Origin of the sequence: Chryseobacterium sp. ISL-6, from assembly GCF_018613715.1 — a bacterium.
GTDB lineage: Bacteria > Bacteroidota > Bacteroidia > Flavobacteriales > Weeksellaceae > Chryseobacterium > Chryseobacterium paludis.
Map to the genome: position 1 here is coordinate 437,262 of NZ_JAGGPT010000005.1, position 26,773 is coordinate 464,034.

Genomic DNA, 26,773 nt, shown 5'->3' on the forward strand with positions numbered 1-26,773 from the left:
TTATGCTATTATACTGCTGTCTATAACCTGATTGTTCCAAGAAATATGTTGTACGTTTTTGTTGTTGTCAAAGTAAAAATCTATTCTTCCTAATAAAAGTCCGGCCCATCCAACCTGATTAACCAAAACATTTTTGCCCTGTCTATTTTTAAAACTTTGAGGTTCTGATAGAAAAGTATGGGTATGGCCTCCTAAAATGATATCAATATTTTCTGTATTGGCAGCCAATATTTTATCACTCACTTTATTAGGTTCATCATGATAATCATAACCAATATGAGATAAGCAGATCACAAGATCACACTTTTGTTCATTTTTTAGAAAATTGGAATAATGCTGGGCAACATCAATTGGATCAGAATAAACAGTCTCTTGATATTGTTTTTTACCCACCAAACCTTCCAGCTGAATTCCTACGGCAAAGATTCCTACTTTAATTCCATCTTTATTAAAAATTTTATACTGTAAAGTTTTTCCATCTAAAACAGTATTTTTAAAGTCATAATTTGAGCATATAAACGGAAATTGAGCATTAGGCAAGACCTTTAAAAAACCTTGAAGTCCATTATCAAAATCATGATTACCCATTGTGGATGCATCATATTTCATCATAGACATTAATTTAAATTCAAGCTCACCTCCGAAAAAGTTAAAATAAGGAGTGCCCTGGAAAATATCTCCGGAATCTAATAACAATACATTACTTTCCTGGCTTCTGATCTGTTGAATTAAACTTGCTCGTCTTGCAAACCCTCCCTGATTAGGGTTCTTTGTATAACTTTCATCAAAAGGTTCTATTCTGCTGTGCTGATCATTGGTATGAAGAATAGTAAGTTTGTTTGTCGAGGTTAGACTGTTCAATTTTAATTCCTCTGCCATCATCATATTGGGAGCTAAAGCCATTGCTAAAGTTCCACCACCTATTGCTTTTAAAAAACTTTTTCTATCCATTAGTTCTTACCAATAAAATTTAAACGAATATCTGTGTTGGGTACAACCTCTGAGTTTCTTTTGAAATAATCAATAAATAACTCCCTCATTTTTATTCCAGTAGGAATTGATTCTCCTTTTGCAAAGAAGCTCATATTATCTCCACCCAGTGCCAAATAATCTGAGGTTGCAATATAGTAATCCTGATTAGAATTCACTGCTTTACCATTAATTAAAGTTTTGGCTGGTTTTCCGTTGTCGGTTTCTATGTATAAATGGGAAACAGGATTGTTGACCTGTTTTTTTGCGTAGTATTCAAATAGACCTTCAAGATCAGATCCTTTCATTTTAACGATAACCACTTCATTTTCAAATGGCATTACTTCGTAGACATTCTTAAGTAAAATATCACCTTTTCCAATCGAAGTACGAATTCCACCAATGTTAATTAATGCAGCATCAACATTTTTTTTAAGATGAGTCTTTGCCCATTCATCTGCTCCACTGAAAGTGTAATCAGCTAAAAGATTTCCAAGATTGCTGTTATCTCCCTGTTTTGTAAGATCTACGTTGGTATGAGAGATCTTTTGATTCATCTCTTTATCCAGTTTCAGTTTATAGGGTTCAATAACCTTTACAAAAGCTTCATCATTCTTTAGCTCTTTATTAATAGAAATATTTTTCTGAGTTTCTACATTTGCAACTTGTAAAGAAGTTGTTTTACAAGAGGTAAGGGAAACCAAAGCAATTCCTAATAATAAGAATTTATTTTTCATAATTTCTTTTAGTATATGCAAATATAATTATATGTATAATAAAACATTATTATTTATTATAAATTCTTAGTCTAAATTATTAAATTTGGAAAAAATAATTCTAACAGATGAGCATTTTAAAAGGAGTAGGTGTAGCTTTGGTAACACCCTTTAATGAAGATTTATCCGTTGATTTTGATAGTTTAACAAAACTTGTTGAATACAATATTGAGAACGGAACCAATTATTTAGTTGTTTTGGGAACTACAGCTGAGGCTGCAACACTTTCTGAAGAAGAGAAGAAACAGGTTATAGATCATATCATTAAGGTGAATAATAAACGCCTTCCTTTAGTTTTAGGAATTGGGGGAAATAATACCCTGGAAGTAAAAAAACAAATTGAAGAAACAGATGTGTCTGCTTTTGAGGCAATTTTATCCGTTTCACCATATTATAATAAGCCTAATCAGGAAGGGCTTTATCAGCATTATAAAGTGCTGGCATCTACAGGAAAAAAAATTATCATTTATAATGTGCCTTCGAGAACAGGACAGAATATTGAAGCTGAGACAACACTTCGTTTAGCAAAGGAGTACCCAAATTTAATCTTGATTAAGGAAGCAGCACCTAATATTCTTCAGTATTTTGATATATTAAGAAAGAAACCGGAAGGTTTTTCACTGGTATCAGGAGATGATGAATATGCATTACCCGTTACACTGGCAGGAGGAGATGGAGTGATCTCTGTAATAGGGCAGGCTTATCCAAAAGAATTTTCAACAATGGTGCAGTTAGCTTTTGAAGGAAAAGTGAAAGAAGCTTACGAGATTCATAATAAACTCGTTGAGATTACGCGCTTAATTTTTGCTGAAGGAAACCCATGTGGAGTTAAAGTTATTTTAACTGAAAAAGGAATTATTAAAAACTTTTTGCGACTTCCACTTGTTCCAGCTTCTGAAGGATTGTATGCCAAGATAAAAGCAGAAATGATCAATATTTAAGAAAGCTGAATAAACTGATTATCAATTTATGAGTCGATAAAATGTTTGTTCTTATTAGTAATAAATAACATAAGGTGAAAGGCTTCGGCTTTTCACTTTTTTTAATCATAAAAAGACATGAAATTAATTAAAGCAACTGAAAAAGATATTCCTCTTATACAGGATTTGGCAAGAAGGTCATGGGAAAATGCTTATGCAGAAATTCTTTCAGAAGAACAGATGGATTATATGCTTAGTACAATGTATTCAGCCGATGAAATTTCGAATCATCTGAAGAATCCAAAGTATCATTATTATCTAATATTAGATGAAGTTAATGATTCGCCTGAAGGATTTGTTGGCTATGAACACGCTTACGAAAATCAAACCACAAAGCTTCACAGAATTTATCTTGTTCCTGAAAGTAAAGGAAAAGGGTTTGGAAAAGAAGTACTAGTATTTCTAGCCGGGAAAACACTTGAAAATGGAGATAATAGAATTATCCTGAATGTGAATAAATTTAATGCAGCAAGAAAATTCTATGAATCCCAAGGGTATAAAATATATGATGAAGGGGTTTTTGATATTGGAAATAATTTCGTGATGGACGACTATCTCATGGAGTTTATAATTCACAAATAATAGACTTATAATTCTGTAACATTATCTTATAATTCTATAACGGGTGACCTGTATATAAGCTTGATATTTGCAGTAGAACCAAATCACTTCAAAATAATACATTCATATACTTGGTTTTAAGCTGTTAGCTTTTATCAGTATATTTTTTTCATCCTTAGTGTTTAAATTCCTGTATTCATTAATACAGGAGTTTTTTGCGTTTGTGAATTTTATTTTAAATTTTTTAACCTATTTCACTTTTATATGAAATAAAATATTATATTTACAAAATAATTAACACACTTATACTAGGATGAAAATGTACGTGAAATTTGATTTCAATGCTCTTTGTAAAAAAGTGTTGGATGAAAAACTTAAGGAGCAAGGCTTAAAATATAGATTATTAAATTTTGGGGAAGTCGAATTTTACGAAGCATTTACCCAAGAACAACATACTATTTTTAAGAAAAATCTTGAAGATTATGGTATCGAAATTATAGAAAGCCAAAAGATAGCATTGGTACAGAAAATAAAAGATGCTATTGTAGAATTGGTATTTTCTAAAGATATTGTTGCCGTTAAAGCATCTATTTATATTTCAGAAAAATTGAACCATAGTTATGGTTATTTATCAAATCTGTTTTCTGAAGTAGCTTATACTTCCATAGAAAATTTCATTATTCTACAGAAAATAGAGTATGCGAAAGAATTGATTATCAATAATAAGCTTAATCTTACCGAGATTGCTCATAAGCTTAACTATTCCAGTGTAGCACATCTTAGTACACAGTTTAAGAATACAACAGGTATTACTCCCTCTCAGTTTCATAAAATAATCGGCAAGAGACGAAAAGAACAAAGTGTCATTGTTACTAATAAAATGCTGTATGACTAAAGAGTATCTGAATGCGATCCTCGTTGATGACGATGAAGGAAATGTTATTTTATTTAAAAATATACTTAAAGATCTAAAAATAGCAGTAAAAGTTCAGTCTTTTCAGAATGGTAAAGATTTAATGAAATACCTTAACAATGCTGAAGCTCTTATTCCTGAGATGTTATTGATGAGCTATCATATTCCTCAAAAGAGTATTTTAGAATGTCTGGATGAAATAAAAATGGATTTTAGATTAAGTAATATCATTACAGGAGTATATGCAGAGGCTTTATCAGAAGAAGATGTGGAAAGAATTTTTGTAAAAGGATCGAATATTTATATAAAGAAACCGGATAATTATAAAGATTTAAAAAGAGTGATTTCCGAAGTTGTGACACTTAATTGGCAGTATCATACATCTGGCCTGAATAAAGATAATCTTATCCTTAAAGTATGATGAATATTGAGTTTTTTAGGTTTTTAGTTTAGAGACGATTTGTATTTATTACATAATACTCACTAAAAGGTGAAAATTTTATAACTATTGAATATAATAATATAAATAGTTATTAGTAACAATAGATGAAATTTGTACAAGAAACGTGCTAACACAAGTTAATCATATAAAACAATTAATGTAAATAATTATTTTTTCAAATCTTGAAAGTAAATTATATTAATCACGATGTTAGTAAAACAAAATGGATTATTAATTTCCAATGGAAAAGCGAAGAAGATCTTTAAACAAAACGGTACAATCATGAAAACTCGATCGTTGGGGGGATATTTATATTCGTTTCTTTTAAAATCCTTTCGACAAACACAGTTAGTTTTTATAATAAGTAAGTTGGAAACATAATTCATTTTGTTTTTTTTAAATTTATTTAGTAGTGGCTTTGGCAAAAATACAAATGCTATAAATATTTTCACTCCACACTACATCACAAGATAGTAAGCATTCTACTAAATAAATTTTTTACTGAACGAAAGTAATTTCTTCTAAATAACAGTTTTATAAGGGGGCCGCGGAAAGATCTTTTTCTTTTTGCGGTTTTTTTATGAAATTTTGCTCCATTTATTTTTCCCTTTATAATACTTTAAATAATAATTTTTTATGATCTGGTGATCGATTCTGCTTAAAAGAGGGTCTGTTTCCAGAATTTTTTCAACGACCTTTTTAGTCGTTTTTATAATTGCTGAATCTTTTACCAGATCCAGTCTTTTAAAATCAACAACACCACTTTGTTGAGTTCCCAGGATATCCCCGGGACCGCGTAGCTGCATATCTACTTCGGATATTTTAAAACCATCATTCGTTTCCGTCATTGTTTTGATACGGGTTCTGCTTTCAGTAGATAGTTTATCAGATGTCATTAATATACAATAACTTTGTTCAGCTCCACGGCCCACACGGCCACGTAATTGATGAAGCTGTGATAATCCAAATCTTTCAGCACTTTCTATAACCATAACAGAAGCATTAGGTACATTTACGCCCACCTCAATAACGGTGGTGGCAACCATAATCTCAGCTTTTCCAGAGGCAAAATAATTCATGGCTGCATCTTTTTCGTCAGGTTTCATTCTTCCATGAAGCATACTGACATTATATTCTGAAAATGCCTCCATGACGTGTTCCAAACCTTCCATCAGGTTTTTATAGTCTAAGGTTTCAGATTCTTCAATTAAGGGATACACAAAATAGACCTGCCTGCCCTTTTTAATTTCATCTCTACAGAAATTATAAACATACATTCGATCTTTTTCTCTTCTGTGTGCGGTTACAATAGGTTTTCTACCCACAGGCATTTCATCAATCACAGACACATCCAGGTCAGAATAAAAGCTCATAGCAAGTGTTCTTGGGATAGGAGTAGCGGTCATTACTAAAATATGGGGTGGAATTTTGTTTTTTGCCCATAGTTTAGCTCTTTGGGCAACACCGAATCTATGCTGCTCATCAATAATAGCTAAACCAAGGTTTTTAAACTTTACTTTGTCCTCCAATACTGCATGCGTTCCTACTAAAATCGAGAGTTCTCCATTTTCAAGTTCCTGATGGATTATTTTTCTTTCAGAAGCTTTTGTAGAGCCGGTTAATAGGCGAACATTAATATCTGTTTTTTCCAGTAATTCCTTTATTCCGTTGTAGTGTTGTTGCGCCAAAATTTCAGTCGGAGCCATTATGCAGCTTTGAAATCCATTATCCATTGCAATAAGCATAGTCAGCAGGGCAACCATGGTTTTGCCTGATCCAACATCGCCTTGTAAAAGTCTATTCATCTGGATAGGTTTCTTCATATCCAGTCGAATTTCCTTTAAAACCTTCTTTTGGGCATTAGTAAGCTCAAAGGGAAGATGGTTTTCGTAGAAACCGGTAAAATAATCACCAACAATTGGAAAAGGATTTCCAAATGATTGACTTTTATGATGGATCTTTTTTAAGCCATAACCCAACTGAAAGAAAAAGGATTCTTCAAATTTTAATCTGTAATTTGCTTTTTCAAAGTATTCTAGATTTTGAGGAAAATGAACATTCAAAAAAGTTTGTTGCCTTGATAAAAATTTAAAAGACTGCATCATATAGTCAGGTAGATTCTCCTGAATAAGATTAGGAATTTCTTTGCAGATATTTCTAAGAATTGTTTGAAAGAATTTCTGATTAAGACCTCGTTTTGTTAATTTTTCTGAACTGGGATAAATAGGTCTTAGACGATTGTCATTTTCTTTTTTTTCCTCAATTTCAATCTCCGGGTGTGGCATTGAAAATTGATTGTTAAATAAATTGATCTTTCCGAAAATATAGATTTCCTTATTAATTGGTAGCTGCTCCTTTAGCCATTTTGAATATTGGAACCATACCAGATCCATCATTCCCGTTTCATCATTAAATTTTGCAGTAAGTCTTTTGGTTTTACCTGTCTGTATTTCCTGAACACTTGTAATTTTTCCCTTTAGTTGAATTTCGATATTGCTTTCCTGAAGGTTGGCAATCTTATACACTTTGTTTTTATCCAAATAACGAATAGGATAGAAGTTTAATAAATCTTCTACAATAGAAATTCCCAACACATTTTTAATGAGTTTAGCCTTTTCGGGACCGATTCCCTTGACATATTCTATGGAAGTTTCTAAAGTCATTCAGATAAAAACTCAATACAATAATAGATGAATTAGTGAGAAAAATGAGATTCCATATCAGCTATTCATTTTTGTAAGCGAGCCCTAATTTCGGCAAAATAGAATAAAATTTCAAATTTTTTAAGAAAAAAGACTTTCATAATTTGAAAGTCTTTGATTTTTAATTCTTTATTTTAGATTTGAATCTTTTCTGATAATCTTCCCATTGTTCACGGGTTCGAATTTTTTTATATAAATCCTTAGAAATGAATTCTAAATAAGGTTCAAGCTCAATCGCTGAAAGTTCACCCTGAAGGATCGTAATGGGACCTCCGTTTTCATCCAGAAAAACAGTACTTGGAACCGCAGCCACATTCATATATTGGGTAAATTCGTGCAAAGAATTTTTGCCTTTTTTATACTCTTTATCGTGATTTGAAAATGTTCTTCCAAAGATTTCAATATCACCTTTTTCTTCTGCATTGAATTTTACCGGATAATAATTGTCGTTTAAAATTTGAGCTATAACCGGATGTCCATAAGTCTTTTTGTCCATTATTTTACATGGGCCACACCAATCTGCATAAAAGTCAACAAGGATCTTTTTAGGATTTTGTTTTTGAGCCTTTAGCGCCTCCTCAATAGTCATCCATTTGACTTGGGCAAAACTGAAGGTGATTAAAAACAAACTTACTATGCTTAGAATTTTTTTCATTTAATTTTTAATTATTAATAAAAATAAGCATAATAAGCTTACATTTATTTTACATCTTGCATTAATTTTCTCACAAAGGAGGACATCAAAATTAATACCACTCCGGCAATTAATGCATAGATTCCCAATGTTTTATATCCATCAGTATAAGCAACAAGTTTACTCATGTTAGTATTTCCTGTATTAGCCTCAGATAAGCTGGCTCCGATTTTCCCTGCTGCAAATTGTCCGAATGCACTTGCTAAAAACCATAATCCCATCATCATACCAAACATTTTCTTTGGTGATAATTTGGTGATAATGGACATTCCTATTGGTCCTAAGCACAGCTCTCCAAAGGTGATAACCAACCATGTAAAAGTAAATAGGTTAAGTGAAGACTTACCATCTGAACCGGCAAAATATCTCAGGCTATAAAATAAAAAGAATCCTGCAGCCAGAAATAAAAATCCAATTCCGAACTTGTTAATGGTATTAGGCTCAAGTTTTCTTTTATTTAAACCAATCCATGCTAAACCGATCAGCGGACTAAAAATAATAATGAAAAAAGAGTTAGCACTATTGTTTATCACATTGGGATCCATCCCGAAGCCTAAAAGTTTATGTACTAAATTGTCTTTCGCGAATAAAGATAAAGATCCGCCACTTTGCTCATAAATGGAGTTGAACAAAAAGTACATGAAGATAAATATAAATGCTGCAACAAGTTTCTTTTGATAAGGAGAGGTTTGTTTTAGTGTTTCAACTATAAAATACCCAACAGCTGCAATACCTATTAAATACATAAAGTAATCTGTATAATTTGTATTCTTCACCATAATGAAAATAAGCGGCATGCTTAATAATGCACCAATATAGACCAATACTTCGCGTAAAGTTCTTTTTGATTGTGGAAGTACTTGCAACGGTGAGTCTCCAATAGGACCTAAGGATTTTTTCGTAGCAAAAAAAGTAATTAAACCTAGAATCATCACAATAGCTGCTGCAAGGAAGCACCAAGACCAGGAGTAATATTTTCCCAGATAAACACACAGAGCACCACCTAAAAGCCCACCAATATTGATTCCTGCATAGAATAAGCCATATCCGGCATCTCTTCTCGGATCATCCTCTTTATAAAGTTCTCCTACCATGGAAGAAATATTGGGTTTAAAGAACCCAGTCCCAATAATAGAGCAGGTAATACCAAAATAAAAGAAATCGTGTGGGGAAAAGGCAATAATAAGATTACCGATTGACATGATAATACCTCCAAAAACCAAGGATTTTTTGAATCCTAAAATTTTATCGGCAAAAATTCCGCCAATAAAAGTAAAAGCATAAATGAAAGCCTGTATGGCGCCATATTGTAAGTTCGCTTTATCTTCTAATAAACCTAATTGATCCACCATGAAAATCGTAAGAACACCACGCATCCCATAAAAACAAAAACGCTCCCACATTTCTACCGTGAATAGCGTCCAAAGCTGTTTAGGATACTTTCCTTTAAAATTTTGTATTTCTTCTAATGTATACATATTAATTGAACAATAATAAAATAAGATGTTTCATTTTGAAACGGATTCGCTAATTTATAAAAAAACCTCTGACTTAGCAGAGGTTTTTTATAGTATTTTATTAATGAAACTAGCCTACGCCGTTCATCATTTTCTTTAATCTTGGTGAAAGTATGGCAAGAATTACAGATGCGATACCACAAAGTACAACGAATACCATGAAGAATTCAAATAAATTATGAATTTCTACACCCGCAAAAGTTGTATTGGCAATAGGTAATTGTTCTTTCTCAAATAAAGCCAATTGCTCAGGAGTAAGTGTTACTTTTTTATCCAAAACATCCTGTAGATTTACACCCAGTTTTTCAGCTTTTACAAACTTGTCTCCTGTTGCAGGAATAATAGCCCCTAGAGAACCTGCTAAGGCATAACCCGCAGCATTAGAGATAAAGAAAACCCCATACAACAATGAAGCAAATCTTTTTGGAGCAAGCTTACCTACCAATGATAATCCGATTGGTGATAAACAAAGCTCTCCCATTGTTTGAATCAAATATAATAACATTAACCATTTGATGGCTAATAAACCTGTATTTCCCAGATCTTTTACATTGTAAGCGATAATGAAATAACTTAAAGCAATTAAGGCAAGACCTATTGCCTGTTTCATTGGAGATACCGGCTCTTTTCCTTTAGCTCTCAATTTATCCCAAAGGATACTGAATGGCAATGCCAATGCTACAACAAATAGTCCATTGAAGATTTGTACCATAGATGGCGGCATATTCCAACCAAAAATACTTCTGTCTGTTTGGTTATCTGCGATAAAAGTTAAAGATGAACCTGCCTGTTCAAAAGCAGCCCAAAAGAAAATAATAAAGAATGAAACAATATAAATTACCCAGATTCTTTGTCTTTCCACTTTGTTTTCAGCAGAGCTCATGATCAAAAATGCCAGAGAGATCCCTGCAGCGTAGATAAATGGATAAATAAGCCCTTTGATAAGCTGTCCCATTCCTACAGAATTAAATCCAAATTCACCTACTAGAACATATCTGAACACAAAGAAAAGAGCAACAAATAATACAGTTGCTATTCCCATAGATTTTCCTGAAAATTTTGCAGTTTGTGTTTCTCCTTCTTCAAAGTCTGCGCTGGTACTGTTTTTAGGTAATCCTCCGATTGGTCTTCCTTCAGGAGTTACGACATACTTATTTTTAAGAATGAAAAATGTTACTGTTCCTATAATCATTGCTATAGATGCAGCCAGGAATCCCCATTTGAAAGCGAAAATATCTCTAACTCCTGCAGAATCCTTTACATCTCCTAAATAAGGACAAATAAACTGACCTAAAAACGCTCCGATATTAATACCCATATAGAAAATGGTAAACGCCGAATCCAATTTAGATTTTTCTTGTTTAGGATAAAGACTTCCTACCATTGAGGAAATATTTGGTTTGAAGAAACCATTTCCAAAGATAATAATGAATAAAGCCAACCACATAAAGGTTTTTGCTCCGCCTAAGCTTTCAGAAAATGTAGATGCACTCAGGAAAAGTAAAAACTGCCCAATTGCCATAAGGCTTCCTCCTAAGATAATACAGTTTCTGTTTCCCAGATATTTATCTGCAATAAAACCTCCTAATAGAGGTGTTAAATAACATAAAGCAAGAAAACCCCCATAAATAATAGATGCATCAGCCTCCTTCATTAAGAGAGAATTTACCATAAATAAGGTAAGTAATGCTCTCATCCCATAAAAGTTGAAACGTTCCCACATTTCTGTTCCGAAAAGAACCCATAATCCTTTTGGATGTCTGGAACCTTTATTCTCTACAAATTCATCCGGTTTCGGATTTAATGCTTCAATATTATCCATATTTTATTGTTAATTTTTGTTAAGACTAGCAAATATAGTTTTTTTTGAGTTTTTGGCAAGTTTTTAATTTTATATTTAATAAAAAAGCTGTAGAACTCTGCTACAGCTTTATTATCTATCTAAAAGGGATGATTAATGCCCTTTTTCTTTCATGATTTTGTTCAATCTTTTTAACATAGAAAGGCCTAATAACGTTGCAAAAATTAATAAAGCGAAGTTTACTAAGAAATAATTTACTTTATTGTCATAGTTATACCAGGTGCTTGCTAAGATTCCAGAAAGTTTGTTCCCCACAGAATTAGCAAGGAAAAAGCCACCCATCATAAGTGCTGTGATTCTCGGTGGCGAGAGCTTGGAAACAAAAGACAATCCCATTGGAGAAAGACAAAGTTCGCCGACTGTAATGACTCCATAACCGGCAACCAGCCACCATGGAGAAACCTTAACCGCTCCATTATCTCCGGCTATTACTGCTAAAACCATTACCAGACAGGATAATCCAGAAATAAACAGTCCCAAAACAATCTTTGTAGGAGTTAATGGTTCCTTTCCTTTTCTTCGCAGTAAGGCCCAAAATCCAACCACTAAAGGTGTTAAAGCAATAACCCAAAATGGATTGATTGATTGAAATAATTCCGTATTGTACAGAAATACCTGCTTCTCGGGATTCTTTTCAAGTTCTGCACGTTGCTCAGAGGAAATATTTTTAAAATAGACATCTTTGCCGGTTGTTTTTATTGTTTTTCCGTCTTTATCTTTTTGAGATTGATACTGATCATCATAAACAGGAACCTCTTTATCTTTATAGCTTTTCCCATCTACCATATAGATATCTTCTAAAGGCTTTTCTATAGCTGCAGGGACACTTCGGTCTGTGTAATAATTAGCCCATCTCGTTAATGCTGTTCCATTCTGTTTGAAAACTGCCCAGAAAAACATACTGATCAAAAATACAGATAACAAGGCTCCAATAGAAGTTTTTTCTTCTGGTTTTGCCTTAAAATAAAGAGAAGCGTAAAAGTAAATAACAGGGATACAGGCAAAAATAAATGCATCTGTACTGTCACTTCCGAAAATATTATTAGGTACAAACCATCCAATTGCTCCAGCTATGATCGCTGGTAGGAAAACCTTAATTAAGATTTCAGAAAGTTTGGTATCTCCTTCTTGTACAGGCTTCATCTGAGCTGCGTGGATATAATGTTTTCTTCCAATGGTAAAAATTATCATACCAACTAGCATACCTACTCCAGCAGTAATAAAGGCTTCACCCCATCCGAATTTATTACGCATAAAAGCGGCGATAATATTACAGATAAAGGCACCAATATTAATTCCCATATAGAAAATATTGTAGCCAGAATCTTTATTTGCTCTATAAGGTTCTTCAGAATATAGATTTCCTAAAAGGGTAGAAATGGTTGGTTTAAAGAAACCGTTTCCGATAATAATTAATGCTAAAGACCCATAAAATAAAGGTAGATCTTTGAAAACTCCCATCCCGATATAACCCGCAGCCATTAAAATTCCTCCTAAATAGATAGATTTGATATAACCTAAAACTCTATCTGCTAGAAATCCACCAATAAAAGGTGTTAAATAGGTCAAAGCGATATAAGTTCCAAAAATATCATCAGCAGTTTTGTCGGGCAGCCCGAGACCACCTTTCAACCCTGTAGGCTCAATAACGTAAAGAACAAAAATTCCGAGAATTAAATAATACCCGAAACGTTCCCACATTTCAGTAAAAAAGAGAAAAGGCAGGCCTTTAGGATGTTTAGTCTTCATCGATTCAAATTTCAAATTTCTCAAAAATAAGTTTTTAATTTTAATTGATAAAATAAATTACTCTTTGCAAAACGATTAATGAAATTAATATTAAAAAACCTTCTAAAATAAATTAGAAGGTTTAATAGGTTATTTGATACTAGATTATAAATTATCTAAAATAAAATCTGTCATTTTCTGATACAGTTGTGGTCTTGTCTGGCCACCATAAATCCCGTGATTTTTATCCGGATAAGCCATGAAATCAAACTGTTTTTTGTTTTGAATCAATGCCTCAGAGAATTCCATGGAATTCTGGAAATGTACATTATCATCAGCAGTTCCGTGAATCAATAAGAGTTTTCCTTTTAATAGGTTGGCATATTCTGTTGGGGAATTTTTATCATATCCTTCCGCGTTTTCCTGTGGAGTCCTCATGAACCTTTCTGTATAAACAGAATCGTAATACCTCCAGTTGGTAACTGGTGCAACAGCAATCCCCGCTTTGAAAACATCAGCGCCCTTTGTCATAGCTAAACTCGTCATATAACCTCCGAAGCTCCAACCGAACATTCCGATTCGGCTTTTATCAATATAGGATTGATTTCCAAACCATTTTGCAGCAGTGATCTGATCTTCAATTTCGTATTTCCCTAAATTCATGTAGGTTACTTTTTTGAATTTCGCTCCTTTATATCCTGTTCCACGTCCATCTACACAAGCTACAATATATCCCTTTTGAACTAAATGATTAAACCATAAAGTATTTCCGGTATCCCAGGTGTTAGCCACCTGTTGAGAACCAGGTCCTGAATACTGAAACATAAATAAAGGATACTTTTTGTTTGGATCAAAGTTCTTAGGTTTCATCACCCATGCATTCATTTGATCACCCACTGAGTTTGGAATAGTAATAAACTCTTTATCAACAAAATTGTCAGCTTTTAGTTTTTGTAGCTGATCATTGTTGTTTTGTAATTCTTTTACAGTTTTACCATTTCCGTCTTTTAAGACAAAAGTAAATGGCTTTGAAACTGTAGAGGAGGTCTCGATAAAATAATTATAGTTCTTACTGAAATTGGCAGAATTATTTCCTTCTGCGTTTGAGATCAGTTGAGATTTTCCGTTTTCTATATTGATCTTGGAAATCACTTTGTTGATACTTCCTTTCTCAGTGGTCTGAACATAAATTTCTTTAGACTTTGGATTGTAACCGTAATAATCTGTTACTTCCCAATTTCCTTTTGTAACTTGTTTTTTCAGCTTGCCATCTTTGTCATACCAATATAAATGACGGTTGCCATCTCTTTCTGAACCCCAAAGAAATGAATCATCTTCAAGAAATTCTAATGTAGGGCTATCTGTATCAATCCATTTTTCGTCAGTTTCCGTAAACAACTTCTGAACTGCTCCGGTCTTTGTATTAACTTTTAAAATATCAGAAGCATTTTGTATTCTTTCAGAAGTAATTAACACCATTTCATCTGCTTTTGCAGTTTGAAAAACATTGGGGATGTAATAATTTTTAAAAGAACCTAAATTCAATGGTATTGTTTTTCCTGAATCCAGACGGTATAATTGTGCTGAAACAATAGAATTTTTTTCTCCTGCTTTAGGGTATTTATAACGCATTTCCGACGGATACAATGATTTACCGTAGATAGGAATGTATATTTCCGGAACCTGACTCTCATCTGATTTTACGAAAACAAGTGCATCCGAGTTTTTTGTCCATTCAAATAATCTCGCGTGTCCGAATTCTTCCTCATATACCCAGTCTGCCAATCCATTGAGAATAGAATTTTTCTTTCCATCTGTAGTTATCTGGGTAATTTTTCCAGAGGTTAGATCCTGGAAAAATAAATTGTTTTCAGAAATGAACGCTACCTTACTGGCATCCGGAGAGAATCTTGGCTCCTGCACTGTTTTACCATCATTTAAGCTGGTTACTTTTCCTGATTTTAAATCTTTAACATCAAATTTGCCTAAAAAGGAATGTCTGTAAATTGGCTGACTATCTTTAAGTAAGAGGATCTTCGACTCATCATCAGAAAACTCATAACTCTGGTATTGTCCATCAACAATATTTCCTTCTTTTTGGGAAGTTTTGTAAGAATATTTTGCAATTCCACCCTGTTCAATAACCAGATAATTTTCTCCATTTTTCATGGAAGTAATTCCAGCAATGCCCTTTCCGCGGTAATATCCTGAATATATTTTGTCTAATGTAATTTCTTGTGCTGATAGATTTTGAAATACAGCAGCAATACTAAGAGTTAATAGGATTTTTTTCATTTCTAATTTTAAAGAGATTCAAAGATAATAATTTTATCAAATGCACAAAAAAGCTTTTTTAGATAAGGCTTTGGCAAAAAAATTGGATGTATTATATAAATCAAGCTAAAATAATAATTATGGAAACGAATGCATTCAATCAGAAATTAAACCGTTATGTTTTGAACGATCAAATCGTATACACAGGGTTTTCTAGCTTTAAAGATGCTGAGGGATGTGCTCAGAAAAAAGGAGGAACTTTAGTAGAAGTAAGTTTTAAAGATGGAAATGACAACCCTCAGATTTCAGAAGAAGCAGGTTTAATAGAAAAAAAACTTCATTATTACGTAGATGCTGGTGATGAATATAAATTCATTCATTCCTCGGATCCTGGATTTAAGAAATATGCAGAGGAATTGCAAAAAATAAAGGCTAAAAATGATAAAACGAGTCCGGAAGAAAGGTATTTCGCCAATTTTGAAATTGAAAATATGGAAGATCCGATTATTGTGATCAAAAATGATCGACTGGAATCGGTTACTTCAAGAGAACGTTCAAAGTATTTGAAACATGCTAAAGTTTATGAATTAGGGGTTTCCCTGCCAAAATCTTAAAAAATAATATGATGAGCAAGACAAAATATTCAGACAAAGCTCAAGACAAAGTAGGAAAAGTAATGCACGAATTCAAAGAGGGTAAATTAAAATCCTCTTCTGGAAAGAAAGTAACCAGTCAAAAACAAGCGGTTGCCATTGGTATTTCAGAGGCCAGAGAAAAAGGTTTAAAAGTGCCTAAAAAGAAAAAGGATTAAGTCAAATAAAAAACGTGGAATTTTCCACGTTTTTTGTTTAATTTTTTGGCGTTTAATTTTTTACTCCTTTATAATTTGTAGCCTAATCCTACTGGTGATTATAAAGGATCTTGTAGTATTCATCGGCCATTCTATCACTATTGAATTGGTTTTTAACATCATCCATTGCATTGTATTGAATTTTTCTCCACGCATTTGTATTGTTATAATAAGTTGGGATAATATCATTCTCCAGAATCTCATATAATTTATTTAGATCATAAGTATCCTGTTCGTAAATGCTCATATTCATGTAGTCGACTTTTGGAACTACAAAAGAGTTTTCTTTATGCTTTGCAAATTCAGGAATCCATCCATCATCTGTTGAAAGATTTACGGAGCCATTCATTGCAGCGGTCATGCCTGAAGTTCCAGATGCTTCCCTAGGAACTCTTGGATTGTTAAGCCATAGATCTGAACCTTGTTTTAAAGATTTACTTAAAGAGAGCTCATAGCCAGTTAAAACAGCCATATTCTTATGGTTATTGCTTTCTTCAACAAGGGTATTAAAGGTGGAAATTGCAGTGTAATCCATTGGGTAAGGCTTTCCTGCCCATATAATTTGAACCGGATATTTAGGATTGTTTAATAATTTGTAAAATCTGTCTTTATCATGTAAAAGTAAATCAGCTCGTTTATATCCTGCAAACCTTCTTGCCCAAACAATTGTAAAGATATTTGGATCGAATAAATTTCCGGTTTGATCTGCAACGATCTTGAAAAGTCTCTTTTTTAAATATTTTTTACGATAATCGAATACCGTTTCGTCTCTTTCGTCTTTAGCGTTATAAAGTCGTTTATCGGCCCAGTATTTAAATTCCTGTGCATTGGTGATTGACTTAATCTCACAAATTCCAGGATATTTACTCCACATCGCTCTTGAAACAACCCCATGCAGCTGAGAAACTCCATTGGCTACTTTAGCCATCTGCAGCGCACAAAGTGAATGATTAAAACGATCATCTTGAGCTCCTTCAATGCTTTTTGCTTCCTCCATGCTGAAATCAGAGAAATAGGACATGTCATAACATAATTTCAGATTATGTTTTTCATTTCCTGCTTCTTCGGGTGTATGGGTTGTAAAGACCAATTTTTCCTTTACTTTGTTTAGGTCTCCCTTGTATTTTTTTAGTAAATAGAATGCTGCAGGAAGAGCATGTGCTTCATTAAGATGATAAATATCCCTATCAAGATTCATTTCATCCAGTAATTTTGCGCCTCCTTTTCCTAATAAAATGTATTGTGCCAGTTTGGTCGATTCGTTGGCATCATATAGTTTGTGGCAGATGGTCTTTGAAACGTGATCATTTTCTGGAACATCTGTAGATAAAAAAAACATGGGTGCTGTATGAAATGTTTCTGGATCCAGATACCAGACTTTTACCCAAACTGGCGCACTATGGATTTCTATTTGAAATTTTATTCCCGTATCTTCAAGGAAACTATACATTTTTTTTGTCCATACGGGCTGTAATGTCTGATCATGATTTCTAGCTTGATCATAATATCCGAATTTCCAGAGAATACCTATTCCTATAAAATCCTGTTTCAGATTATAAGCACTTCTCATATGAGAACCAGCAAGGAAACCGAGACCTCCGGAATAGATCTTTAAAACTTGCTCGAGAGCAAATTCCATAGAAAAATAGGCTACTTTCTTCGTATATTGAGGATTGATGTTAAAGGGTATTTTAAAATTTTTAAAATCCATGAACCAGAGTTTTAGATTAGATAGCCAAAGGTATTGATAATGAAAATAAACTCTACATTAATTATTTAACAAATTATTTTTAAAAGTATCTGTTGAATAGTTTTTTTACTTACCTTTAAGTGTAATTTTTTGATAATCAAAAACTTCTCGAATAAAACTATAGGTTTCATGTTTTATTAACAATAATAAAAACGAAGAGGATGAAAAAGGTATTTTCAGATGAAGATTTAATCAAGAATCTAAGCTTATATTACCTGAATCGACATTTGAAAAAAAAGCCGATAGAGAAGTATCATCGTAAAATAGATGAATCACAACTTCATGATCGGGAAAAATATAAGAAAAAATCAGAAATTTTACTGCTGAATTCGTTTATGCATCATTTCCCTGATGTTAAGTTTGAAAATCTTACCTGTGAAAGCCCCGATTTTATCGCTAATTTGAATGATAAAAAAATTGGGATCGAGCTAACAGAGGTGATCAATCATTTGGAAATGAAGAAGATTGAAAGTAATTTGAACAAGATTTTCCGTCAGGCTGAAATATTATTAGAACAAGAAGACACTACGAAATATCGTGGTGTTTATTTTTTAGAATTTCACTCGGATTTTAAATTTGATATCTTGGAGGAGCAACAGGAAAGTATTTTATCCATTTACAAAAGCATAAAAAAAAATAAGCCGGTAGGCTGTGTGAAAAGTCTTAGAAAATCTTCGCACCGTAGAAATGTTTTTATTACTCACGAATACAGTATGAATTTATTTGATGAGCTTTGTTCTGATAAGATCTTGGAATTAATTGAAAAGAAAAATGAAAAATTTCCCTATTATGACACTTCTGTAGACGAATGTTGGTTGGTCATCGTTTCCGATATGAACTCTATTGCATCACGATATACTTTTATTCAGGATAAGGAACATCTCAATGAAGTAAAAAGTCCATTTCATAAAATTTTTCATCTTGAAAATCTTTGTGGAAATATGACGAGTATAAAATAATCGCCACAAACACCCTTTAATATTCAATAAATTCTTCATTTAATCGAAGTTAATTTACGATTTTAACATTTTTATTATTTTTAATTAAATAATAAGTATATTTGATATATGTGTTGTGTATTGATTTAATTATTGATTAATTTTTAACAAAAACATGTATTTTATGAAGAAAAATCTACTTATTGCTTTCTTGCTTATATCACAAATTTTCTTTTCTCAGGCTGATTGTGTAACTGCAATCGCAGTTTGTGGTAATGCAAATATAACATACACTCCTTCAGGTCCCGGTGCCATAAATGAAACCCTTGGTGGTTGTTTACAGGTTGAAAATAATTCAACCTGGTATTCATTTACAATTGCTACAGGTGGTACCCTTACATTTGAAATTAACCCAACAGGTCCTGTAGATTACGACTGGGCTATTTATGGACCTAACAAAACCTGTGCTACAAAAGGAACACCTATCAGATGTTCTTCAAACGATGGAACTATTGCGGGTTATCCAACAGGTATGAATATGACCGCAACAGATACAAGTGAAGGACCCGGATTTGGAGATGGTTTCGTTAAATATCTGGACGTATTACCAGGGGAGACCTATTTTTTATATGTTGATAATTTTTCAACAACGGTCTTTACTTTTAATTTAGTTTGGGGTGGAACAGCTACTTTAGCATCTCCATTTACTGATCCTTTAATACAGCCTCATCCCTTTAATCCACCTGGAATTCCTGCGGCTAATCCAGCAGATCCAAGAGAAATAATTGTATGTTCAAATCCTGCAGTTTTTGATTTCAGTACCTTATCAACAGGTATTCTTAATGGAAATCCAAACTTTAATATTACCTATCATACCACTCAAAATGATGCATTAAGTGGAAATAATGCTATCTTAACTCCAATTACTATTAATACAGCAACCACTTATTACTATAGTATCAGCTATACAGATCCGGCAAATCCAAACAATCCTATTAATAAATGTAGGCAGACAGGAAATTTTAAATTCAAAGATGGAACGATAACAGGCAATGATGTAACATTAACTGCCTGTAATAACAACAACATGGGAACAGCGGTATTCGACCTGACGAGTGCTAATGTTATTGGTCTTCCAAATGTTACCAAAAAGTACTATCTGACGATGAATGATCTTAATGCGGGAATTAATGAAATTATAAACCCAAGTACTTATATATCTTCTGCAGGGGTTGTGTATGTAAAAATAACTTCTCAGTTTGGATGTATTGCAGTAGCAAAAATTACATTAAATTTTTATCCTCCTATTGTTGTACAGGAAGCCACTTTAAGATCATGCTTTATTGAAACTAATCCTTCGACAGCTTCATTTAATCTTACTGCTGCTCTTGTAACACCTACAGGTCCTGTAGGGTTGACTAAAAAATATTATCCTTCTCTAACAGATGCTATCAATGGAACTAATCAAATTGCGACTCCCGCAGCATATATTGCCCCAAATGGTGTTGTCTATGTGCGAGTATCCAATTCAAACAATTGTTTCACCGTTGCAAAAATTACCTTAATTGTTTTGCCACCAGTAAAATCCAGTGTTCTGGTTGATAAGATCATCTGTATGGAGGATACCACAACATTGGATGCAGGACCGGGCTTTGCTTCCTATCTATGGAGTACGGGTGCTATAACTCAAGCAGTCACAAATGTATCAGTTGGAACATATTGGGTTAAACTAAAGACGGGGGAATGCATTACAACCCAGACCGTGAAAGTATATCCTACCGAGCAGCCTGTAATATCAAATGTAGATATCTCAACGAATACCATTACTGTAAATGTTGTAGGGGGAACTCCAGCTTATAAATATTCACTTGATAATATCACTTGGCAGGATTCTAATGTATTTAACAATGTTCCTAGGGGAGACTGTCATATTTATGTAAAAGATATATATGATTGTGAACCTATTGATATTACAATAACAGTTCCGAACCTGGTGAATGTAATTACACCTAATAGTGATGGTATCAATGATGTGATCGATTATTCTGCACTGGCTCACAAGCAAAACTTAATATTGAATATTTTCGATAGATATGGCAATAAAGTTCATCAGGCAGATAAAACAAATGGCTATAAATGGGATGGAACAACCAACGGAAGTAAAAAAGTTCCGACTGGAACCTATTGGTATTCTGTAACCTGGAGTGAGAATGATAAGAAAAATACTCCTGTTAAATTCTCTAGTTGGATCATGGTGAAAAATAGAGAGTAGTGCTAAAACAAGATAAAGCCATCTTAACAAAAGATGGTTTTATCTTTAAAGTTTTTATTAACTTTAAAGTATGAAAGAACTATTTATCAAACGTTTCGAATATTATAAATCTCTTGGAGATAAATCTTTTGAACAATTATCAGATGAACAAATGTTTTGGCAGTATAATGTTGAAAGTAATTCAATTGCAGTTATTGCAAAACATATTGCAGGAAATATGATTTCAAGATGGACAAATTTCCTTACGGAAGATGGAGAAAAACCGGGACGGAAACGTGATGAAGAATTTGTAAATACCTTTAAAACAAAACAAGAAGCAATTGGTTTTTGGGAAGCAGGTTGGAAATGTCTTTTTGATGCTTTGAACCAAATTAATGAAGAAAACTTGTATGCTACTATTTATATAAGAGGTGAGGGACATTTGGTTATAGATGCTGTTTTTCGCCAGCTGGCTCATTATCCTTATCATATAGGACAGATCGTTTACATTGCAAAAATGATGAAAAATAATGATTGGAACACACTTTCTATTGCAAGAAATAAATCTCAGGAATTTAATGAAGAAATAAAGAATAAACTTGAGGGCGAAGGTCTAAATTCTAATTCTTCACCTGTTTGTTTCGAAAATAATCATGAGGTAAGAGAAGAATATAAACAATAGACTGAATCGATTCAGAGTTTTTATTTAAATTACTATCTTTGCACCCATAAAATTCAGGACTACTCAATGTCAAATTTTCACAAAACTGCCGCATTTCATACCCTTGGCTGCAAATTAAATTTTGCAGAAACTTCTACTATTGCCCGTCAATTAACAGATGCAGGTTATGATAAGGTGAGTTTTGATGATAAGGCAAATGTGTATGTTATCAATACTTGTTCAGTAACTGAAAATGCAGACCGTGAATGTAAACTTCATGTAAAGAGAGCAATGAAGGCTAATCCTGAAGGGTTAGTAGTCATTGTTGGATGTTATGCGCAGTTAAAACCCGAAGAGATCTCGCAGATAAATGGGGTAGATTTGGTTCTTGGAGCCAAGGAAAAGTTCAATATTTTAAGTTATCTGGACGATTTAGAAAAGTCGGAAAGTAACGGTCTTGTCCACTCTTGTGAAATCGAAGAAACAGATTTTTTTATTGGAAGCTATTCTATAGGGGATAGAACCAGAGCTTTCTTAAAAGTTCAGGATGGGTGTGATTATAAATGTACATATTGTACCATTCCTTTAGCCAGAGGGATCTCACGATCAGATACGATAGAAAATGTTTTGACTAATGCTAAGGAAATTGCTGGAAGAGATATTAAAGAAATTGTTCTGACAGGAGTTAATATCGGTGATTATGGGAAAGGTGAATTTGGAAATAAAAGACACGAACATACTTTTCTGGATCTGATCTCTGAACTCGATCAGGTTGATGGTATCGAGAGGATACGTATTTCCTCCATTGAACCTAATCTTCTGAAAGATGAAAGTATTGAATTGGTCTCAAAAAGCAGAAGTTTTGTTCCTCACTTCCATATTCCTTTACAGTCAGGATGCGATGATTTATTGAAAAAAATGAAACGTCGTTATTTAACCAAGTTGTATAAGGACAGAGTAAATAAAATTCGTGAGGTTATGCCTCATGCTGCGATTGGTGTTGATGTAATTGTAGGTTTTCCAGGTGAAACTGAGGAAAAATTTATGGAAACATATAACTTCCTGAATGAACTTCCTATCAGCTATCTGCATGTATTTACTTATTCTGAAAGAGAAAATACCGAAGCAGCGGAAATGAAGGATATTGTTCCTATTCCCGAAAGGAAAAAACGCAATAAGATGTTACGTATTCTTTCCGAAAAGAAAAAGATGTCATTTTATCAGACCCAGCTTGGGAAAACGCTTCCTATACTCTGGGAGCATGAAAATAAAGACGGCAAGATGTTCGGCTTCACAGAAAATTATGTGAGAGTGCAGAAAGATTTTGATCAGGCATCTGTAAACCAAATAGAATTTCTAAATTTAGAAAAAATCCTGTCAGATGGCACGGTTTCTGTGCAGTCATCTTACGAAAGTTTTTTAGCAAAAGCATAGTCTCTTTGCAAAATTTCTACTAAATTTATTTTAACTTTTAAATACAACATTCTATGAGAGATAAGTTTTTATCTTGGGGAATTGTATTAGTAATTGCTACATGGATTATAGCTTTACTAATCAGAGCGCATTATTGGATCCCAATTCTGCTATCGGCAATCTATGCATTAGGTGTATATAATACCTATCAGTCAAAACATGCAATACTGAGGAATTTTCCGGTGCTAGGTTATTTCCGGTATTTTTTTGAAGATATCTCTCCGGAAATGCAGCAGTATTTTATTGAACGGGAAACTGATGGGAAGCCGTTTCCCAGGAACCAGCGTTCTGCTGTTTACAGACGTGCCAAAAACTTAAGTGATACCGTTCCATTTGGAACTCAGCTGGAAGTTAATCATAGAAAATATGAAGGAATAAAGCATTCGATCTACGCAAAGTCTCCTTCTGAAGAGCTACCAAGAGTCTGGGTAGGCGGGGAACAATGTTCACAGCCTTACCATGCTTCTTTATTCAATATTTCAGCAATGAGTTTTGGAGCATTGAGTGACAGAGCACAAATTTCGTTAAACAGAGGAGCTAAAAAAGGAGGCTTTTATCATAATACAGGTGAAGGAGGAATTTCTCCACATCATTTAGAAGGCGGGGATCTCTGCTGGCAGATTGGGACTGGATATTTTGGATGTCGAGATGAAGAAGGAAAGTTTAATCCTGACTTATTTGCTAAGTATTCAACGATGCCGACTGTGAAAATGATTGAGATCAAATTATCTCAGGGCGCAAAGCCTGGACATGGAGGTGTTTTGCCGGGGGTGAAAAATACACCTGAAATTGCAAAAATAAGACACGTTACTCCAGGAATGACTATTATTTCTCCACCGTCACATTCTGCGTTTTCTAATGCTGCAGGACTTTTAAGGTTTGTGGAACAATTAAGGAACCTCTCAGGAGGGAAACCAGTTGGTTTTAAATTGTGTATTGGTGATACAAAGGAATTTGAAGATATCTGTGTTCAGATGAATGTGTTGAAGATCTATCCTGATTTTATTACAATAGATGGAGCTGAGGGTGGAACAGGAGCTGCACCTCCGGAATTTTCTGATGGAGTAGGAATGCCATTAGAGCCCGCATTGATTTTCGTAAATAAAACGCTTAATAACTATAACGTAAGAAATAAATTAAGAGTTATTGCCAGCGGTAAAGTTTTGACAAGTTTAGATATTTTAAGAGCAGTTGCTATGGGAGCTGATATGTGTAATAATGCCAGAGGATTTATGTTTTCTTTAGGTTGTATTCAGGCTTTAAGATGTAATACTAATAACTGTCCAACTGGTGTTGCTACTCAGGATAAAATGCTAATTAAAGGTTTGGATGTTACGGATAAAAGTGAGAGAGTATATCATTTTCATAAAAATACCCTTCACACTTGTAATGAGTTAATTGCAGCTGCGGGCAGAAGTTCTTATGAAGAGGTTGATGCTTCTATGTTTATGAGAGGTGATGAATTTGATCACTTGGCTGATCTTTATTTCCCGGATATTTTAGGGAATGTAAGACAAAAAGCAAGACTTTAAAATAAATAAAAAGCGCTTTTTATTTATTTGTATGCTTTATAGAGCATTAATTTACTCGTCTACAGGTCTTGTTGTTGTATTGTAAACTTGGAAATTAAAGATAAATGTTCTGTTTTGAAGAGAATATCCGGTGTAATTATAGTGTGCATCCCTTCCAAAAGCAGCTCTTGAAGGAACTAAGATAACTCCCTGTAGGTTATATGGAGCCTCATCTGCTAAAGCTGGAGAAGCAGCTTTAAAGTATTTTAATCCTTCTTGAAAACCTTCAATTTCATAAAACTTTCTGTCTTTAGCAGCATCCGTTGTTGCATCCTTTAAAACTTGTTTCTTAACATAATACCACATAGGATCTACCAAGGGAGATCCAGATCCATTAATTGTATTAACCAGATAAGGAACTGTAGGAGAAATTGTAAGTGAAACTGTGCCATCAGTATTTACAGCAAGGTAATTGCCTGCTCTAACCATCATTTTTAGGTTATCAGTAGCACCAATTGCTTTCCCCGGAGTAGGTTGGGCACCTGCTCTTACAATATAGATTACTCCTGAAGGAAGTTTTACCGGATTTAGCTCAGCTAGTTTTTTCTCATGATCATCAATAGTATCAGTGGCGCTAAAAGCTTTTACATTTCCTTGGGTATCCAAATAGTTATCATTTAAGAATTTTTGGATCGCCTGATCATCATAAGTGTTTCGAACTGCAACGTCATCGGGTTCTACAAATGTTTGTGGATCGTCATCTTTTTTACAAGCTGAAAAACATAAAGATCCTGCAAGGATATATAAAAATATTTTTTTCATTTCAAAAACTTTAATTACTTTACAAATAATATAACGGCAAAAGTATAAAAAATTATGAGAATAGATAAATTTTTATGGAGCATTCGTTTTTATAAAACGAGAACTGTTGCAACTGAGGAGATTAAAAAGAACAGAGTTTCTATTGGAGACGCTGTTGTAAAGTCTTCTAAGGAGGTAAAAGAAGGTGATGTAATAAAAATCCGTAAAAATCAGGTAGACTATAAAATTAAAGTAATTCAGATTCCTAAAAGCCGGATTGGGGCAAAATTAGTATCTCTTCATATCAAAGATGTCACAGACAAAGAACAATATGAACTGCTTAAACTACGCAAAATGTCTCAGGACTATTACAGAAATAGAGGCGAAGGAAGACCTACTAAAAAAGATAGAAGAGACATGGACGGATATGTTGAAAATGATATTGCTTCAGATTTTACAGACTGGGACGACTTTTTTGGTGAAAACAGTGAAATAGAAGATAAAGAGGAAAAATCATAGATAAAGTTTTTCAATGATTTCATTTACGATATCGTCAGGCTCTCTTGAGTCTGTATTTACACTTATCAAAGCTTTATTATAATATTCATTTCTTTCAAATAAATGCTTGGCAATAAATTCAGGGAGGTTTTCATCAGAGATATTGGCTATTATAGGCCTTTTCTCTTTTTGTTTTGAAAGCCTTTCTGTTAATGTGCCAATAGAAGCTTTTAAAAAGATGCTTTTAGAATTGTTATTGATGATCTCCATATTATTATAGTAAACAGGAGTTCCTCCACCCAGACTTAAAATAAGATTTTCCTCGGTGGCCAGTATTTCTTCCAGAGTTTCTCTTTCCAGCTTTCTAAAGTAGATTTCTCCCTTTTTTTCGAAGATTTCGGGAATGGTTGATTTATTTCGCCTGGAAATCTCTTTATCTAGGTCAATTAATTTAAAATTTATTTTTTCGCTTAAAATTTTGGAAATGTGTGATTTGCCACAACCCATGTATCCGACTAGTGAAATTATCATGAAATATTTTTAAACAAATTTGCGAAAAAGTTTTGAGAAATTAAAAAAAGTTATATCTTTGCACCACTTAAAACAAGGGACATTACTTAAAT

23 protein-coding genes are annotated in these 26,773 nt (G+C 33.4%); 12 read left to right on the plus strand and 11 right to left on the minus strand.

Annotated features, from left to right (window positions below):
* Positions 1 to 951: a bifunctional metallophosphatase/5'-nucleotidase gene (locus J7E44_RS09715; protein WP_214828719.1), complete on the minus strand. Its 951-nt coding sequence runs from the start codon at positions 949 to 951 to the stop codon at positions 1 to 3.
* Positions 951 to 1,706, minus strand: coding sequence for a 5'-nucleotidase C-terminal domain-containing protein (locus J7E44_RS09720; protein WP_214828722.1), 756 nt, complete (start codon positions 1,704 to 1,706; stop codon positions 951 to 953). Before J7E44_RS09720 ends, J7E44_RS09715 begins: the two co-directional genes overlap by 1 nt.
* 107 nt (positions 1,707 to 1,813) lie before the next feature.
* Between J7E44_RS09720 and dapA the strand changes: the two genes are divergently transcribed.
* The 4 genes from dapA to J7E44_RS09740 all read left to right on the plus strand — a co-directional run bounded on the left by dapA (position 1,814) and on the right by J7E44_RS09740 (position 4,620).
* A complete protein-coding gene (gene dapA / locus J7E44_RS09725; protein WP_214828725.1) occupies positions 1,814 to 2,686 on the plus strand; it encodes a 4-hydroxy-tetrahydrodipicolinate synthase in 873 nt (290 codons plus the stop codon).
* A 117-nt stretch (positions 2,687 to 2,803) separates the two neighbouring features.
* The gene (locus J7E44_RS09730) at positions 2,804 to 3,307 is read left to right on the plus strand and encodes a GNAT family N-acetyltransferase (protein WP_214828728.1); all 504 of its coding nucleotides are present in this window, start codon (positions 2,804 to 2,806) and stop codon (positions 3,305 to 3,307) included.
* Positions 3,308 to 3,599: 292 nt separating this feature from the next.
* On the plus strand, positions 3,600 to 4,181 hold the full coding sequence (locus J7E44_RS09735) for a helix-turn-helix domain-containing protein (protein ID WP_214828731.1): 582 nt from the start codon (positions 3,600 to 3,602) through the stop codon (positions 4,179 to 4,181).
* Positions 4,174 to 4,620 (plus strand): response regulator, encoded by a 447-nt coding sequence (locus J7E44_RS09740; RefSeq protein ID WP_214828734.1) that lies wholly within the window; start codon positions 4,174 to 4,176, stop codon positions 4,618 to 4,620. The genes J7E44_RS09735 and J7E44_RS09740 overlap by 8 nt, the downstream gene beginning before the upstream one ends.
* A 599-nt stretch (positions 4,621 to 5,219) precedes the next feature.
* Here J7E44_RS09740 and recG read toward each other — a convergent pair.
* The 6 genes from recG to J7E44_RS09770 all read right to left on the minus strand — a co-directional run bounded on the left by recG (position 5,220) and on the right by J7E44_RS09770 (position 15,438).
* Positions 5,220 to 7,304: an ATP-dependent DNA helicase RecG gene (gene recG / locus J7E44_RS09745; RefSeq protein ID WP_214828737.1), complete on the minus strand. Its 2,085-nt coding sequence runs from the start codon at positions 7,302 to 7,304 to the stop codon at positions 5,220 to 5,222.
* A 160-nt stretch (positions 7,305 to 7,464) separates the two neighbouring features.
* Positions 7,465 to 7,998: a thioredoxin family protein gene (locus tag J7E44_RS09750; protein ID WP_214828740.1), complete on the minus strand. Its 534-nt coding sequence runs from the start codon at positions 7,996 to 7,998 to the stop codon at positions 7,465 to 7,467.
* Between the two features lie 44 nt (positions 7,999 to 8,042).
* Positions 8,043 to 9,515 carry a peptide MFS transporter gene (locus tag J7E44_RS09755; protein WP_214828743.1) on the minus strand — a complete coding sequence of 491 codons (1,473 nt, stop codon included), beginning with the start codon at positions 9,513 to 9,515 and terminating at the stop codon, positions 8,043 to 8,045.
* A 109-nt stretch (positions 9,516 to 9,624) separates the two neighbouring features.
* Positions 9,625 to 11,376, minus strand: coding sequence for a peptide MFS transporter (locus J7E44_RS09760; RefSeq protein ID WP_214828746.1), 1,752 nt, complete (start codon positions 11,374 to 11,376; stop codon positions 9,625 to 9,627).
* A gap of 132 nt (positions 11,377 to 11,508) precedes the next feature.
* Positions 11,509 to 13,164, minus strand: a complete 1,656-nt coding sequence (locus J7E44_RS09765) for a peptide MFS transporter (protein ID WP_214828749.1) — start codon at positions 13,162 to 13,164, stop codon at positions 11,509 to 11,511.
* Between the two features lie 144 nt (positions 13,165 to 13,308).
* A complete protein-coding gene (locus tag J7E44_RS09770) occupies positions 13,309 to 15,438 on the minus strand; it encodes a S9 family peptidase (RefSeq protein WP_214828752.1) in 2,130 nt (709 codons plus the stop codon).
* A gap of 119 nt (positions 15,439 to 15,557) precedes the next feature.
* On the opposite strand from J7E44_RS09770, the gene J7E44_RS09775 reads away from it, so the two are divergent.
* The gene (locus J7E44_RS09775; protein ID WP_214828755.1) at positions 15,558 to 16,031 is read left to right on the plus strand and encodes a hypothetical protein; all 474 of its coding nucleotides are present in this window, start codon (positions 15,558 to 15,560) and stop codon (positions 16,029 to 16,031) included.
* 11 nt (positions 16,032 to 16,042) lie between these two features.
* Positions 16,043 to 16,228, plus strand: a complete 186-nt coding sequence (locus tag J7E44_RS09780) for a DUF6496 domain-containing protein (protein ID WP_200244190.1) — start codon at positions 16,043 to 16,045, stop codon at positions 16,226 to 16,228.
* 88 nt (positions 16,229 to 16,316) lie between these two features.
* Here J7E44_RS09780 and glgP read toward each other — a convergent pair whose 3' ends face one another.
* A complete protein-coding gene (gene glgP, locus J7E44_RS09785) occupies positions 16,317 to 17,978 on the minus strand; it encodes an alpha-glucan family phosphorylase (protein ID WP_214828757.1) in 1,662 nt (553 codons plus the stop codon).
* Positions 17,979 to 18,178: 200 nt separating this feature from the next.
* Here glgP and J7E44_RS09790 point away from each other — a divergent pair, with 200 nt between their 5' ends.
* From J7E44_RS09790 to J7E44_RS09810, 5 genes are all read left to right on the plus strand, one after another.
* Positions 18,179 to 18,976, plus strand: a complete 798-nt coding sequence (locus tag J7E44_RS09790; protein ID WP_214828760.1) for a hypothetical protein — start codon at positions 18,179 to 18,181, stop codon at positions 18,974 to 18,976.
* Between the two features lie 163 nt (positions 18,977 to 19,139).
* On the plus strand, positions 19,140 to 21,227 hold the full coding sequence (locus tag J7E44_RS09795) for an FIDD domain-containing protein (protein ID WP_214828763.1): 2,088 nt from the start codon (positions 19,140 to 19,142) through the stop codon (positions 21,225 to 21,227).
* Between the two features lie 70 nt (positions 21,228 to 21,297).
* Positions 21,298 to 21,888 carry a DUF1572 family protein gene (locus J7E44_RS09800; protein ID WP_214828766.1) on the plus strand — a complete coding sequence of 197 codons (591 nt, stop codon included), beginning with the start codon at positions 21,298 to 21,300 and terminating at the stop codon, positions 21,886 to 21,888.
* 66 nt (positions 21,889 to 21,954) lie between these two features.
* A complete protein-coding gene (mtaB, locus tag J7E44_RS09805; protein WP_214828769.1) occupies positions 21,955 to 23,301 on the plus strand; it encodes a tRNA (N(6)-L-threonylcarbamoyladenosine(37)-C(2))-methylthiotransferase MtaB in 1,347 nt (448 codons plus the stop codon).
* A 53-nt stretch (positions 23,302 to 23,354) separates the two neighbouring features.
* A complete protein-coding gene (locus J7E44_RS09810; protein WP_214828786.1) occupies positions 23,355 to 24,872 on the plus strand; it encodes an FMN-binding glutamate synthase family protein in 1,518 nt (505 codons plus the stop codon).
* A 51-nt stretch (positions 24,873 to 24,923) separates the two neighbouring features.
* Here J7E44_RS09810 and J7E44_RS09815 read toward each other — a convergent pair whose 3' ends face one another.
* Positions 24,924 to 25,673, minus strand: coding sequence for a hypothetical protein (locus J7E44_RS09815; RefSeq protein ID WP_214828789.1), 750 nt, complete (start codon positions 25,671 to 25,673; stop codon positions 24,924 to 24,926).
* 54 nt (positions 25,674 to 25,727) lie between these two features.
* Between J7E44_RS09815 and J7E44_RS09820 the strand changes: the two genes are divergently transcribed.
* On the plus strand, positions 25,728 to 26,171 hold the full coding sequence (locus J7E44_RS09820) for an RNA-binding S4 domain-containing protein (protein ID WP_214828792.1): 444 nt from the start codon (positions 25,728 to 25,730) through the stop codon (positions 26,169 to 26,171).
* Here J7E44_RS09820 and J7E44_RS09825 read toward each other — a convergent pair.
* Positions 26,166 to 26,681: a shikimate kinase gene (locus tag J7E44_RS09825; RefSeq protein ID WP_214828795.1), complete on the minus strand. Its 516-nt coding sequence runs from the start codon at positions 26,679 to 26,681 to the stop codon at positions 26,166 to 26,168. The two genes, J7E44_RS09820 and J7E44_RS09825, sit on opposite strands and share 6 nt — an antisense overlap.
* Positions 26,682 to 26,773: the final 92 nt, after the last annotated feature.